We start from the raw sequence: 13,020 nt of genomic DNA on the forward strand, positions 1-13,020 counted from the left end.
CGGCATCAGGATTTGTCAGTGAGTTGGCGGTACCGGGTTTCATTGCGCGAGGCTGCGCGGATGAAGAGCCATGCTGCGGTGATCATGACCGGGTACATCAAGACCCCGAGCAGAAGCCAGCGCAGGGGAATGCTGAAAATAGTGAGCGCTGCCAGCGCAGGCGACAGCCAGACGAGAACGGGGACGCCGAGGAGCAGGAGAATGAATCCGGAGGCCACGACGATGGCGAGCCGGAATTGGGAGCGCATGAGTGAAGAGACGTAGGCGTCACTCTCGCTTGAGACGTCGTCGTCATGGGCGGAGGACGTGTAAGGTGCCTGAGCGCCGTTGTCATCCTTCGGAGACTGCACCCGGATCCGTCGGGGATTTCCCGTCATGAGCGCGAGCGGATTCTGGTGGCTTTCAGGACATTGCGGAAGGCCGGCAGATGGCGCCGGCTCACCGGCAGGAGCGTTCCGCCGACGTCGACACTGGCTCTTCCACCGGAGGTCCTCACACGGTCTACACTTCGCAGCGAGACCAGATATGAGCGGTGGATGCGATGGAACCCGGTACTTTCCCACTGTTCAACGAGGTCAGCTAGAGGGACGCGTACCAGATAACTCGTCTCTGCCGTGTGGAGACGCGCGTAGTCTCCCTGCGCCTGTACGTAGCGGACTTCGTCCCTGCGGATCAGTTTACTCACGCCGCCCTGGTTGACGGTGATGAGTTCCGCGGAGTCCGGATCGGTCGAAGAGGGATTCGTCAGCTCGCAGATCCGACGGACTGCTTCTGCCAGGCGTTCTGGCCGCACTGGCTTCAGCAGGTAGTCGACGGCGGCCAGATCATAGGCGGCCAGGGCATGTGCCTCGTCTGCCGTCACGAAGACGACGACGGGTGGCCGCACCATCTCTGACAGGACCCGCGCTATGGCAAGTCCGGAGACTGCAGGCATGTGAATGTCCAGGAAAACCGCGTCGATGTGCTCGGACTTCAACAGCTCCAGGACCTGTGCGCCGCGGGTAGCCGTGTGCACGGCAGCAACCTGAGGTTCGAGTGAAAGGAGGTACGCCAGTTCGTCGACAGCAGGCAGCTCATCGTCGGCCACCACCACAGATATCATGCTGACAAGAGTACGCTCATGGACGGTTCTCGGGCTGGAACTTGGGTACGCGCATGACGATGAGCGTCCCTTCGCCGGGAGCAGTTTCGATAATCAAGCCGTTCTCTGAGCCGTAGAACCGGCGGAGGCGAAGGTCCACGTTGCGTAGTCCCACATGTCCGCCGCTGTTTCGGCCAGCCAGCATTTCATGGGCATGATCCGGGTCCATGCCCACGCCGTCGTCCTCGATGATCACTTCGGCATATGCGCCAGCGTCCTGTGCGGTGATGGTGATGTGCCCCGGCCCCTCGCGTACTTCGATGCCGTGCTGAACGGCGTTCTCGACAAGAGGTTGCAGGCTCAGGAAGGGTATGACCGTGGTCAGGACCTCCGGTCCGATATGCAAGGTCACATTCAACCTGTCGCCAAAGCGTGCTCGTTCGAGCAGGAGGTAGCTGTCCACGGACTTAAGTTCTTCGGCGATTGTGGTGAAGTCACCGTGGTTACGGAATGAGTAACGGGTGAAGTCCGCGAATTCCAGGACGAGTTCACGGGCACGGGGAGGATCAGTGTTGATGAACGAGGCAATGGCATTGAGCGAGTTGTAGATGAAGTGTGGGCTGATCTGGGCGCGCAGGGCTCGCATCTGAGCCTCCATGAGCAACGCGCGTGAGGTGTCCAGTTCTGCGAGGTCTATCTGGCTCGCCATCCATCCTGCCAGTTCGTTGCAGGCTCGGATGAGTCCGGCACTTACCGTGCTGCCTCCGGCGCCAACGGATCCCACTATGCCCTTGCCTGTCCGAATGGGTGCAAACACCAACTGGTGGGGAGGCGCATCGTCGGTTCCGTTACGTTTGGGTATCTTTGTCCTGAAGATCCGGGTCTGACCGGCGCCCATAGCCTTCAACGCCGTGGACAGATAATCTGCGGGCGGTCCGTCCGCTGCCAGGACCTCGTTCAGGTTGGTGATGACGACGACGTCGGAGTGGAGCATCTCGCGCAGGTGGCGAGCAGCCTTGCGGGCACCGGTCCGGGTGAGGCCGTTGCGCAGGTGCCGTGAAGCGAGCGCCGCGGTGTGCAGTGTCCGGTACGTGGCCAGGTCCGCGTCGGTCCCGAGGTCTCGATGGGAGCGCGAAAGATAGAACCCCACGGCGGCTACGGCGGCCAGGCAACAAATGACGACGCCGGAACTGATGATGATTTCGAACGTGTCCTCTGACATTTTCTTACTCTAGCGGTGCCGGTCACCGCAGATTCTGCACCGTTGGGCGATGGCGGCTCTAGAAGGGATCCCAGGAACCCTCCCGTTCGTGCAGAGTGATCTCTATCACAACCATCCAGGAGGATCTATGTCACACCCACCACCAGAGCCGGAAGCCGTGATTTCCACAGACTTCCGCGACGTTCAGGAAGGCCCTGAATTCCGGGAACTGCGTCGACGGCACCGCTCCTTTGTGTTTCCGCTCGCCGCAGCATTCCTGCTGTGGTACTTCCTCTACGTCCTGCTCGCCGACTACGCGCACGAATTCATGTCAACGCCGGTAGTCGGAAACATCAACATCGGTATCGTCCTGGGATTGCTGCAGTTCGTCAGCACCTTCGGAATCACCATGTGGTACGTGAGCTACGCTAACCGTCGGCTTGATCCAGTTGCTACAAAAATTCGTGAAGAACTTGAATCCGAGGTGGAGGACAAATGACATTTCCGCTGCAAACGGGGGCCACAAACGTTGGCGAACCGTGGCTGAATATCACCATCTTTGGGGTCTTCATCGCCATTACGCTCGTGATCGTCCTGCGTGCCAGCCGTAACAACAAAACGGCTGCGGACTACTACGCGGCGGGCCGATCCTTCACGGGGCCGCAGAACGGCACAGCTATTGCCGGTGACTACCTCTCAGCGGCGTCCTTCCTCGGGATAGTGGGCGCCATCGCGATCAACGGCTACGACGGGTTCCTCTACTCCATCGGATTCCTCGTGGCGTGGTTGGTGGCACTGCTGCTGGTGGCCGAAATGATGCGCAACACCGGCAAGTTCACCATGGCGGACGTTCTGTCCTTCCGCTTGCGTCAACTTCCCATACGAATCGCAGCGGCCGTCACCACCTTGGCGGTCTGCTTCTTCTACCTCCTCGCGCAGATGGCCGGCGCCGGAGCGCTCGTCTCCCTGCTCCTGGGCATCGACGACAGACTCGGACAGTCCCTTGTCATCACCATTGTGGGTGGACTCATGATCCTTTACGTGCTGGTAGGTGGCATGAAGGGCACCACGTGGGTTCAGATCATCAAGGCCTGCCTGCTCATCGCAGGCGCGTTCATCATGACGATCTGGGTGCTGGCCCTGCACGACTTCAACCTCTCAACGCTGCTCGGAGCCGCTATCGAAACGTCGGGCAACCCGGCAATCATCGAGCCGGGCCTGAAGTATGGGGTTTCGGAGACGTCCAAGCTCGACTTCATCTCCCTTGCACTGGCCCTCGTGCTCGGAACGGCGGCGCTGCCGCATGTGCTCATGCGTTTCTACACTGTCCCCACGGCCAAAGAAGCACGCCGCTCAGTCGTCTGGGCCATCTGGCTCATCGGCGCGTTCTACCTGTTCACCCTGGTACTCGGCTACGGTGCCGGTGCGCTGATCGGGGCCGAGCGCATCCAGGCGGCTCCAGGCGGAGTCAACTCGGCTGCGCCGCTTCTGGCGTTCGAGCTTGGAGGCCCCATCCTTCTCGGCATTATCTCTGCGGTCGCCTTCGCTACGATCCTCGCGGTAGTTGCCGGTCTCACCATCACGGCCGCGGCATCCTTCGCGCATGACATCTATGCAAATGTCATCCGAAAGGGCCGCGTCAACCCTGACGGTGAAATCAAGGTGGCTCGCCGCACCGTCGTCGTCATCGGCATTCTCTCGATCGCAGGCGGCATCGGAGCACAGGGGCAGAACGTCGCATTCCTGGTGGCGCTCGCCTTTGCCGTAGCCGCCAGCGCGAACCTGCCGACCATCCTCTACTCGCTGTTCTGGAAGCGGTTCACTACCCAGGGTGCTGTCTGGAGTATGTACGGGGGACTGGGCGCGGCAATCGTCCTGATCGCGTTCTCGCCTGTTGTTTCCGGAACGCCGACATCGATGATTCCGGGAACGGACTTCGCGGTATTCCCACTCAGCAACCCAGGTATTGTCTCGATACCGCTGGCGTTTTTCCTTGGCTGGTTGGGAACCGTGTTGGACAAGCGCAGTGAGGACCCGGCCAAACAGGCGGAAATGGAAGTCCGGTCCATGACAGGCGTGGGCGCGGAGAAGGCAGTGGAGCACTAACGGCGCTACTGCTGGAGCACTGTGCTCATGAAAGGAAGGGAGCGAACCCAGCGGGTCCGCTCCCTTCCTTTCATGGTGCGTTTACCTAATGATGATGTCCGGGTTCAGGCAGGACGGGCTGAAGGTTCTGCCCGTGTTCGCTGTGCGGAACGGCGAACTCGCCCGCCGTTGAGGCCGCGAGTCCGGGTGTGGCCACGGCAGCTACCAGTACGGACGCCGCTGCAAGCCCCAGCAATAGACGGCCTGCCGGTGCGTCAGACCTGCCGACGTCGGCCGATGAAGTGGTCGGACGTCGTTGGAGGTAGCCACGGCAGGCGAGGATGATCAGCCCGAGGGCAACGGCGCAGAGGGCCGTGATATCCAATGACCGCTCCCCGAGCGGTGCGAACATTGCGCTTTTTAAGGTAGCCCCGAGAGTCACGGTGACCGCCACAGGGACAAGGATTTTCGCGAACGTCGGCCACGACCGCCGCGAGGACCGTAGGACCGCGGTGGCCCACAGCGCCAGTGCAACGGCCCAGATCAGGGAGAACACAACGACGGACATCCGGAGAGTAGGGATCCCCGACCAAGCCAATAAGGCGGTGCTGCCCACCCCGGCGTAGAGGAGGGCGGCACCATAACCCGCCAGGCCGCACAGTACCCGGACGACCTCAGGCATGACGGCCACGTGGACGTCATGCCTTGCACTGCCCGATAGATCGGCGTGAAGACGTGGGCTTATGGGTGCGGCGCTGGCAGTAGTCATCGCTTAGACCGCAACCCGATGGGAGGCGGCTACGTTCTTGTCCTGAGAGAGGCCGACGCCGAGGAGTAGGACGGCGCTGGCAAGGTGAAGGACGTTATCCGCACCGTTCAGGGCAATGATGTTCAGGCTGCTGCCAACCAGGAACAGGCCGAGGACGCCCACCAGCAGGTAAACGCCACCGATGGTGGTGTTTACGCCCTTGGATGCCGCGACCGAGGAGAGGCCCGCCAGCAGGAGCGCTGCGCCGATCGCCAAGTGGATGATGTTATGGAGTGGGTTGACCTCGAAGATGATGAGGTTTCTGCCTTCAGTAGCGAAGAAGCCTATTCCTGAAGTGACGAAGAAACCGGCGATGCCGACCAGAAGGTAGACCGCTCCAAAAATGGTGGCTAAGAGTCGGTTGGGTGATGTACGCATGGCTTGTGCCTTTCTCTACTCCGGCCACCTCGCGATGACCGTCCGTCGATGCTTCCCTGTTGAAGCTTCTAAGGGTTCTTCGCGGCAACTGCGCTGACGGATGGGTGGGATCAGCGTGAATGTTGGGGGCCGCGTTCTAGCAGGGGGCCTACCCTGTAAGGAACGAGCTCACGCATGGCCAGGGAAGTGTCGCAACGGACGACGCCGTCACATCCGAGGACCTTCCCGTTGATACGGAAGAGGTCTTCGGCATCGCTGGAGACTACTCTGACCATGATGTCCGCCTGTCCGGTCAGTCCGAACGCTTCGATGACCTCAGGAATGGACGCCAGTTCATTGGCGATGGAGGCGAGTTTCTGCTGCTGGACGTGCACTTGGATGAAGGCGGTCAGGGGATAGCCCAAGGCTGCCGTACTGATAGTCCTTTCGAACGGTAGAAATACGTTCTTCCGCTCCAGCTGCGCCAAGCGTGCCTGAACCGTGTTTCTCGACAGCCCAAGCTTCTGAGCCAACGCGACAACGGTTCGGCGCGGGTCTTTTGCCATCGCAATGAGTAGTCTTGTGTCGGTTACGTCCAGAGGTTGCATAGTGCGAAACGCTAGCACGGTGCGATTCGCCACAGTAGGGCATAATGCTCAATGTACGTGCTCCCGGTTGTGCTCATTGAGCTCTGTGAGTATCGTCACAATAATTCGGGGCAATGTTGCCCGGGGTGCTTTCGCTCAGTTCGCACCCCCGGGGCCGCATTTCGCCCGGCCCTGTCGCTCGGATCAACGGCGACAGCAAGACGAGAATATTAAGGTTGCGTGTATCAGTGCCCATCAATGACATGAACCCTGCGCAGGAGGATGACGTCGTTCAGCTCCTGACTCCAAGCGGAGCCAGGACGAGTGGCGAGTACGACCGCTGGGTTGAAGACGTTGACGACAACGAGTTGATGTCGCTCTATCAGGACATGGTTGTTGTCAGAAGGATCGATGCTGAGGCAACTGCGCTCCAGCGTCAGGGTGAGCTGGCTCTCTGGCCACCGCTTCTGGGTCAGGAAGCCGCGCAGGTGGGCTCCGCGCGAGCACTGCGCACCGACGACTTCGTCTTCTCGAGCTATCGTGAGCATGCCGTGGCCTACTGCCGTGGTGTGGACCTGACGGACATGACCCGGGTTTGGCGAGGAAATGCATCGTCAGGTTGGGATCCGTTCGGTATCAACATGGCCACGCCTCAGGTCATCATCGGTGCCCAGACACTCCACGCTGTCGGTTACGGTATGGCCATCGTCAATGACGGTGACGACGCCGTGGCTGTCACCTATTTCGGCGATGGAGCCACCAGCCAGGGCGATGTGAATGAGGCTATGGTCTTTGCCGCGAGTTATCAGGCGCCGGTAATCTTCTTCTGCCAGAACAATCACTGGGCCATCTCCGAACCAGTGGGCCTTCAGGCTCAGGTACCCATCGCACGCCGCGCACCGGGCTTCGGTATTCCGAGCGTCCGGGTGGACGGAAATGACGTCCTGGCAACTCTCGCCGTCACCCGTGAGGCCCTTCATCGAGCCCGTACCGGGGGAGGCCCAACGTACATTGAGGCCCTGACCTACCGTATGGGCCCGCATACGACGGCGGATGATCCTACGAAGTACCGCGACGCCAATGAGCTGGAGGACTGGGCGGCCAAGGATCCGATCGCTAGGCTCGCTGCATATTTCCAGGAGCGCGGTTTGTACACGGAAGACTTCCAGTCAAGCGTGAAAGCCAAGGCCGACGACGTAGCGCGAGAAATGCGCGCTGGTTGCGTGAACATGGCAGAACCAGAAACCATGGACGTGTTCAAGAACGTCTACAGCTCACCGAACTCGTGGCTGGAGCGGCAGCAGGACCATTACGCGCGCTATCTCGCGACGTTTGACGATACCGCTGCAGATGCGGAAGGAAGCAAGTAGATGTCCTCAATGACGTTTGGCCGAGCGATCAACGCAGGCCTCCGCAAGGCGATGGAAAATGATCCCAAAGTTGTTCTCATGGGAGAAGACATCGGAAAGCTCGGGGGGGTATTCCGCATCACCGAGGGCTTGCAGAAAGATTTTGGCGAGCACAGGGTCATGGATTCACCTCTGGCTGAAGCTGGCATCATGGGAACGGCTATCGGTATGGCATACCGCGGATACCGTCCGGTGGTGGAGATCCAGTTTGATGGCTTTATTTATCCCGCGTTCGATCAGATCGTGTGTCAGGTGGCAAAGCTTCATTACCGCACTCAGGGGAAGGTGAAGGTTCCGCTCACCATTCGCGTTCCTTTCGGTGGTGGCATTGGTTCGCCCGAGCACCACTCGGAATCGCCGGAAGCGTACTTCACGCATACTTCCGGCTTGCGCGTCGTGAGTGTTTCGAACCCACAGGATGCTTACACCGTCATTCAACAGGCCATCGCGTCCGATGACCCGGTTCTCTATTTTGAGCCGAAGCGGCGCTACCACGTCAAGGGCGAGGTTAATGAGGGCGTGGATCTCAGTGCCGAGTCCATGGAATCAGCCCGTGTTGTCACGGAAGGTTCGGATGTCACCTTGGTGACGTATGGACCCTTGGTGCCCACGGCACTGGACGCGGCGGTTGCAGCGTCGGATGACGGAGTGTCTGTGGAGGTCATTGACCTGCGGTCGCTAGCACCGATCGACTTCGCAACGGTTGAGGCATCTGTACGCAAAACCGGCCGTTTGGTCATCACCCATGAGGCTGCCCAATCCGGCGGCCTGGGAGCCGAGATTGCCGCCAGCATTACCGAACGTTGCTTCTACTATCTTGAGCACGCACCGGTACGAGTCACCGGATTCGACATTCCCTACCCTTACTCCAAGCTGGAGTTCCACCACCTGCCGGATCTGGACCGGATTCTCGATGGTGTGGATCGCGCCATGGGCCGTGCCAATTCACTGAGCTCACTGGAAGGCTAGCGCTGTGACTATCAAAGAATTCAAATTGCCGGATCTCGGTGAGGGTCTCACGGAGTCAGAGATCGTTACCTGGCGGGTCGCCGAGGGCGACACCGTTGAACTGAACCAGATTATTGCCGACGTTGAAACTGCCAAGGCCGTCGTAGAACTGCCGTCGCCTTACGCTGGCGCGGTGAAGCACCTGCATGCCCCTGCGGGCACCGTGGTGGAGGTCGGCCAGCCGATCGTCTCGTTCGACATCGGTGGGGAGGCCTCAGACGCAGCGGAAGCTCCGGCAAAACGTGAGCCAAACCTGGTGGGTTACGGAGCCGCCGTTGAGAAATCCGGGCGTCCAGCCCGTCGCAAACGTGCCAGCGAGTCTACAGGTACGTCCTCTGCGGCGGCGACTGGTGACCAGTTGGCGTCGGCGGAATCCAACGAGGCGCCGTCGTCGGGCCTTGACCAGTCGGCCGCAGAGCAGGCGGTGCCAATAGATCACCCGGCCGGAAGCGTGCAGTCGTCTGTAGAGCGTCCGCGCTCAACACCGCCGGTGCGCAAACTCGCCAGGAATTTGGGCGTGGACCTGTCGGCTGTGGAGGGTACGGGAACTGCGGGACTCATCACGCGCAGCGACGTTCTCGAGCACGCCGACAACGCCTCGGGTGGGACAGAGACCACTACGGAGGCCGCTACCGCACCGGCGGCAGCGCAACAGGGGAGCACGGACCGCGAGGTACGGACCCCCATCAAGGGCGTGCGAAAGCATACGGCCGCTGCAATGGTCAAGAGTGCCTTCACCGCTCCTCACGTAACGGAATTCCTGACCGTCGATGTCACTCCCACTATGGAGTTGCTGACCACGTTGAAAGAGAGCCGTGCCTTCCGTGGTTACAAACTCACGCCTCTGACGCTTGCTGCCAAGGCAGTGTGCATCGCCATCAAGCGCAACCCAAGCGTCAATTCGCGTTGGGATGGTGATAACGCTGAGATCGTTCAGATGAACTATGTGAATCTGGGTATCGCCGCGGCTACTCCTCGAGGGTTGACAGTGCCTAACATCAAGGATGCGCAGAATCTCTCACTCAAGGAGATTTCCGAAGCCTTGACTTCTCTGACTGATACAGCGAGGGCCGGCAAGACGAGTCCTAAAGATCTGTCCGGTGGAACAATCTCGATCACCAACGTGGGCGTCTTCGGCATCGACGCCGGAACTCCGATTCTGAACCCCGGCGAAGCGGCAATTCTGGCCTTGGGTGCCGTGCGGAAAATGCCGTGGGAACACAACGGTGAGATCGCGCTACGGCAGGTCATGACGCTGAGCTTGTCCTTCGACCATCGGCTGGTGGACGGCGAGCAGGGTTCGCGGTTCCTCGCGGACCTCGGAGCTATCCTGGCTGAGCCCGGCATGGCCCTGACTATGGTCTGATCCTCCAGAGCTGTCATGCCCTGCGGACGTCGGGCCTTGTTGCTGAGGTCACCCGTTGCACCGGGTGACCTCAGCATTAAAAGGTGATGTCGGGTAGCCATTCGTTGTGCGCGCGACTCCACGAAGAGCCACGGGAACAGGTCCAGCTGCGTCTAGTCTGTGAGCTCCATGATGACTTCCTCTACTACCGAGCCCCGTGCGTTGGCAAAGTCCTTGGCTCTACCCACTTCGGCAAAGCCCCAACGCTCCAGAACCTTGATGGAGCCCAGGTTGTCCACCACGGTACGTGCGCGAATGGGACGCTCCGGGAATTCCTTGAGGAACTGACCTACTGCGTCCGTGGTGATTCCCTGGCCCCAGTGGGCTTTGTCAATCCAGTAGCTGATTTCAGGCAATCCTTCGTTGAGATACATCAAGACGCTGCCCACCACGTCTCCATCGGATTCAATGGTGCGGACAGTGATGGATTCATCGATGAGGATGTTCTGCCAATGGTGGTTGAACACTCCGCGGTCAGAAGGGTTCTTCGCGGCGAAGGCCGCCATGTGGTTGGCGGTCGGCTCCAACTGATGGTTGAAGAACTCATCCAAGTCCGTTGGGTCTACAGGTCGAAGGGTGATCACGGCGTCACTTTCGTCTCGGCGTCGTCTGGCGCGGGGATGTTTAGACTTCAGGGTACAAGGGAAGTTCGCGCGGCGGACTCTCAGGCATTGAGTGCCTCCCAGGACATGGTCTCGAGTAGTTGTCGCAGGGCTGCCGTGTCCCTGCTATTGGCACTGCGGTGTGTGGTGTGTGGAGTTGAGTTGATGAGCCCAAATCCCGCATGTGCGCGGTGACGCAGTAGCGAGCGGTCTTGGCCAGGGCTGAACTCGGACAAGACATTGACCCACACTTCCACATACTGGCGTTGGAGCGAACGGACACTTTGGCGATCTTCTTCAGAGAGGCTGCCCAGATCTTTGTCCTGAACCCTGATGACGTTGGCGTTGCGCAGGGCAAAGTCCACTTGAAATTCAATCAATCCGCGAAGGGTCCTTTCGGCAACCGTGGACTCGGCCACAACGGCCATGCTGCCGTCGAGCAGGTTTTGGCTAACCTCGGTGAGTAGGGCTCCGAGCACCGACTGTTTGCCGCTGAAATGTCTGTAGACGGCCGGGCCGCTTACTCCCGCTGCGGCTCCGAGATCCTCGATAGAGACGCCGTTGTAGCCCCGCTGCGCGAAGAGCTCCGCAGCGGCTTCCAGAAGTGCGGCACGGCGGGAGGCCTTGGCGAGGCTCCGTCCCGTAGCCCGACCATTCAACACGGGATCCATACCCAGCCTTTCCCGCAGGACGTGTTCTTTGTACACCATTGGCCTACGCGGTGATGTGGCGTACAACACACATTTTGTGGACAAGTCGGTTAATAGCCACTAACCTAAAACCAGTTAGTAAAGACTAACCGGATGCGAATCATTTAGCTACAGCCTAGCCGCTACCGGTCAATGGACAGCTTCACAGAAGGACGTCGATGGAGACCCTTGTTTCCCGGGTGAACACTACGAGCCCGGACTTCCAGGAAAATGACGCCGCCCAGCGCGGGCTCGTGGACGAATTACGGGAAAAGCTGGCGGTAGCCGCGGTTGGCGGCCCTGCGCGATCCCGAGAACGGCATGTTGCCCGCGGCAAGATTCTTCCGCGGGAGCGGATAGAGCGGCTGCTCGACGACGGAAGCCCATTTCTGGAGCTCTCGCCTCTGGCCGCCAACGGCATGTACAACGACGAATCTCCGGGAGCCGGAGTCATTGCTGGTATTGGCTTGGTCCATGGACGCCACGTTCTCGTCATTTCCAATGATGCAACGGTCAAGGGTGGGACGTACTACCCGATGACGGTGAAGAAGCACTTGCGCGCGCAGGAAGTCGCGCTTGAGAACAACCTCCCATGTATTTATCTTGTGGATTCCGGTGGGGCTTTTCTGCCCCGACAGGATGACGTCTTCCCGGATCGCGAGCACTTTGGTCGTATCTTCTTCAATCAGGCCAACATGTCGGCACGGAAGATTCCGCAGATCGCTGCGGTCATGGGCTCGTGCACAGCGGGAGGTGCCTACGTTCCGGCGATGAGCGATGAAACAGTCATCGTCCGTGACCAGGGAACGATCTTCTTGGGCGGTCCTCCTCTAGTCAAGGCTGCGATCGGTGAGATCGTCACTGCTGAGGAACTTGGGGGTGGAGACGTCCACTCACGCATCTCGGGGGTCACCGACCACCTGGCGGAAAATGACATGCACGCCTTGGAGATCGTCAGGAACATTGTTTCCACCCTTCCGCGGCAGAAGCCGGTCTGGGAAATCGAGGAAAGCGTCGCTCCCACCGTTGAGCTCGAAGAGGTCTATGGGTCGGTTCCGACGGACGTGAACGCGTCCTACGACGTCCATGAGGTCATCGCGCGCATTGTGGATGGGAGCGAGTTCCACGAGTTCAAGAAGGAGTACGGGACAACACTCGTCACTGGCTTCGCAACTCTTCACGGGCACAAGGTGGGGATCGTAGCCAATAACGGTGTTCTCTTCAGCGAGTCCGCACTCAAGGGTGCACACTTCATCGAGCTATGCGATCAGCGGGGCATTCCACTGATCTTCCTTCAGAACCTTTCCGGTTTCATGGTTGGCCGCGATTATGAGGCGGCCGGGATCGCCAAACACGGTGCCAAAATGGTCACAGCGGTGGCCACGGCTCGAGTCCCCAAGCTCACGGTGATCATTGGAGGATCCTTCGGGGCTGGTAACTACTCCATGTGTGGACGCGCGTATTCGCCGCGTTTCCTGTGGATGTGGCCTGCGAGTCGCATATCGGTCATGGGCGGCAATCAGGCGTCCTCAGTCCTTGCCACCGTCAAGCGCGATCAACTTGAGGCCCGCGGTGATGAGTGGACTACCGAGGACGAGGAGTCGTTCAAGGAGCCCATCCGGCGGCAGTACGAGGACCAGGGTAACCCCTACTATTCGACTGCACGGCTCTGGGATGACGGCATCATCGACCCGGCGGATACCCGCACGGTCCTTGGACTCGCCTTGGACGTCTGCGCCAACAAACCGCTGGAGGACACATCCTTCGGCCTCTTTCGGATGTGATGGT

At 59.9% G+C, this 13,020-nt stretch carries 14 protein-coding genes; 6 read left to right on the plus strand and 8 right to left on the minus strand.

The features are described 5' to 3' along the window. Nucleotides 1-5 precede the first annotated feature (5 nt). Genes JOE65_RS06975 through JOE65_RS06985 form a run of 3 tightly spaced genes read right to left on the minus strand, consistent with a single transcriptional unit; the run spans nucleotide 6 to nucleotide 2,303 of the window. Nucleotides 6-377, minus strand: a complete 372-nt coding sequence (locus JOE65_RS06975; protein WP_239536646.1) for a hypothetical protein — start codon at nucleotides 375-377, stop codon at nucleotides 6-8. Continuing rightward, nucleotides 374-1,102: a LytR/AlgR family response regulator transcription factor gene (locus JOE65_RS06980; protein WP_205162532.1), complete on the minus strand. Its 729-nt coding sequence runs from the start codon at nucleotides 1,100-1,102 to the stop codon at nucleotides 374-376. Before JOE65_RS06980 ends, JOE65_RS06975 begins: the two co-directional genes overlap by 4 nt. Before the next feature lie 16 nt (nucleotides 1,103-1,118). After that, a complete protein-coding gene (locus JOE65_RS06985) occupies nucleotides 1,119-2,303 on the minus strand; it encodes a sensor histidine kinase (RefSeq protein ID WP_205162533.1) in 1,185 nt (394 codons plus the stop codon). Between the two features lie 127 nt (nucleotides 2,304-2,430). On the opposite strand from JOE65_RS06985, the gene JOE65_RS06990 reads away from it, so the two are divergent. Together JOE65_RS06990 and JOE65_RS06995 are read left to right on the plus strand one after the other, a co-directional pair. Further along, the gene (locus JOE65_RS06990) at nucleotides 2,431-2,781 is read left to right on the plus strand and encodes a DUF485 domain-containing protein (protein WP_205162534.1); all 351 of its coding nucleotides are present in this window, start codon (nucleotides 2,431-2,433) and stop codon (nucleotides 2,779-2,781) included. Then, nucleotides 2,778-4,388 carry a solute symporter family protein gene (locus JOE65_RS06995; protein WP_205162535.1) on the plus strand — a complete coding sequence of 537 codons (1,611 nt, stop codon included), beginning with the start codon at nucleotides 2,778-2,780 and terminating at the stop codon, nucleotides 4,386-4,388. The genes JOE65_RS06990 and JOE65_RS06995 overlap by 4 nt, the downstream gene beginning before the upstream one ends. Before the next feature lie 85 nt (nucleotides 4,389-4,473). On the opposite strand, the gene JOE65_RS07000 is transcribed toward JOE65_RS06995, so the two are convergent. From JOE65_RS07000 to JOE65_RS07010, 3 genes are all read right to left on the minus strand, one after another. Further along, complete coding sequence (locus JOE65_RS07000; protein WP_205162536.1) at nucleotides 4,474-5,049, minus strand: hypothetical protein; 576 nt, start codon at nucleotides 5,047-5,049, stop codon at nucleotides 4,474-4,476. 90 nt (nucleotides 5,050-5,139) lie between these two features. After that, nucleotides 5,140-5,553 (minus strand): DUF4383 domain-containing protein, encoded by a 414-nt coding sequence (locus JOE65_RS07005; protein ID WP_205162537.1) that lies wholly within the window; start codon nucleotides 5,551-5,553, stop codon nucleotides 5,140-5,142. 110 nt (nucleotides 5,554-5,663) lie between these two features. After that, nucleotides 5,664-6,140 (minus strand): Lrp/AsnC family transcriptional regulator, encoded by a 477-nt coding sequence (locus tag JOE65_RS07010; RefSeq protein WP_205162538.1) that lies wholly within the window; start codon nucleotides 6,138-6,140, stop codon nucleotides 5,664-5,666. A gap of 242 nt (nucleotides 6,141-6,382) precedes the next feature. On the opposite strand from JOE65_RS07010, the gene pdhA reads away from it, so the two are divergent. Genes pdhA through JOE65_RS07025 form a run of 3 tightly spaced genes read left to right on the plus strand, consistent with a single transcriptional unit; the run spans nucleotide 6,383 to nucleotide 9,902 of the window. Further along, nucleotides 6,383-7,489 carry a pyruvate dehydrogenase (acetyl-transferring) E1 component subunit alpha gene (pdhA, locus tag JOE65_RS07015; RefSeq protein WP_205164069.1) on the plus strand — a complete coding sequence of 369 codons (1,107 nt, stop codon included), beginning with the start codon at nucleotides 6,383-6,385 and terminating at the stop codon, nucleotides 7,487-7,489. Continuing rightward, nucleotides 7,490-8,497 carry an alpha-ketoacid dehydrogenase subunit beta gene (locus JOE65_RS07020; RefSeq protein WP_205162539.1) on the plus strand — a complete coding sequence of 336 codons (1,008 nt, stop codon included), beginning with the start codon at nucleotides 7,490-7,492 and terminating at the stop codon, nucleotides 8,495-8,497. Between the two features lie 4 nt (nucleotides 8,498-8,501). After that, the gene (locus JOE65_RS07025; RefSeq protein WP_205162540.1) at nucleotides 8,502-9,902 is read left to right on the plus strand and encodes a 2-oxo acid dehydrogenase subunit E2; all 1,401 of its coding nucleotides are present in this window, start codon (nucleotides 8,502-8,504) and stop codon (nucleotides 9,900-9,902) included. A gap of 152 nt (nucleotides 9,903-10,054) precedes the next feature. On the opposite strand, the gene JOE65_RS07030 is transcribed toward JOE65_RS07025, so the two are convergent. Further along, nucleotides 10,055-10,525: a GNAT family N-acetyltransferase gene (locus tag JOE65_RS07030; protein ID WP_205162541.1), complete on the minus strand. Its 471-nt coding sequence runs from the start codon at nucleotides 10,523-10,525 to the stop codon at nucleotides 10,055-10,057. An 80-nt stretch (nucleotides 10,526-10,605) separates the two neighbouring features. Continuing rightward, complete coding sequence (locus tag JOE65_RS07035) at nucleotides 10,606-11,253, minus strand: TetR/AcrR family transcriptional regulator (protein WP_338021571.1); 648 nt, start codon at nucleotides 11,251-11,253, stop codon at nucleotides 10,606-10,608. A gap of 158 nt (nucleotides 11,254-11,411) precedes the next feature. Here JOE65_RS07035 and JOE65_RS07040 point away from each other — a divergent pair, with 158 nt between their 5' ends. Beyond that, nucleotides 11,412-13,016 carry a carboxyl transferase domain-containing protein gene (locus tag JOE65_RS07040; protein WP_205162542.1) on the plus strand — a complete coding sequence of 535 codons (1,605 nt, stop codon included), beginning with the start codon at nucleotides 11,412-11,414 and terminating at the stop codon, nucleotides 13,014-13,016. The last annotated feature ends 4 nt before the right edge of the window (nucleotides 13,017-13,020 follow it).

Origin of the sequence: Arthrobacter roseus, from assembly GCF_016907875.1 — a bacterium.
GTDB lineage: Bacteria > Actinomycetota > Actinomycetes > Actinomycetales > Micrococcaceae > Arthrobacter_J > Arthrobacter_J roseus.

Coding starts and splice junctions, on each gene's coding strand:
- JOE65_RS06995 (WP_205162535.1), top strand. CDS start 2,778: ATGACATTTCCGCTGCAAACGGGGGCCACAAACGTTGGCGAACCGTGG.
- pdhA (WP_205164069.1), top strand. CDS start 6,383: ATGAACCCTGCGCAGGAGGATGACGTCGTTCAGCTCCTGACTCCAAGC.
- JOE65_RS06975 (WP_239536646.1), bottom strand. CDS start 377: ATGACGGGAAATCCCCGACGGATCCGGGTGCAGTCTCCGAAGGATGAC.
- JOE65_RS07010 (WP_205162538.1), bottom strand. CDS start 6,140: ATGCAACCTCTGGACGTAACCGACACAAGACTACTCATTGCGATGGCA.
- JOE65_RS07040 (WP_205162542.1), top strand. CDS start 11,412: ATGGAGACCCTTGTTTCCCGGGTGAACACTACGAGCCCGGACTTCCAG.
- JOE65_RS06980 (WP_205162532.1), bottom strand. CDS start 1,102: ATGATATCTGTGGTGGTGGCCGACGATGAGCTGCCTGCTGTCGACGAA.
- JOE65_RS07000 (WP_205162536.1), bottom strand. CDS start 5,049: ATGCCTGAGGTCGTCCGGGTACTGTGCGGCCTGGCGGGTTATGGTGCC.
- JOE65_RS07005 (WP_205162537.1), bottom strand. CDS start 5,553: ATGCGTACATCACCCAACCGACTCTTAGCCACCATTTTTGGAGCGGTC.
- JOE65_RS07020 (WP_205162539.1), top strand. CDS start 7,490: ATGTCCTCAATGACGTTTGGCCGAGCGATCAACGCAGGCCTCCGCAAG.
- JOE65_RS06990 (WP_205162534.1), top strand. CDS start 2,431: ATGTCACACCCACCACCAGAGCCGGAAGCCGTGATTTCCACAGACTTC.
- JOE65_RS06985 (WP_205162533.1), bottom strand. CDS start 2,303: ATGTCAGAGGACACGTTCGAAATCATCATCAGTTCCGGCGTCGTCATT.
- JOE65_RS07035 (WP_338021571.1), bottom strand. CDS start 11,253: ATGGTGTACAAAGAACACGTCCTGCGGGAAAGGCTGGGTATGGATCCC.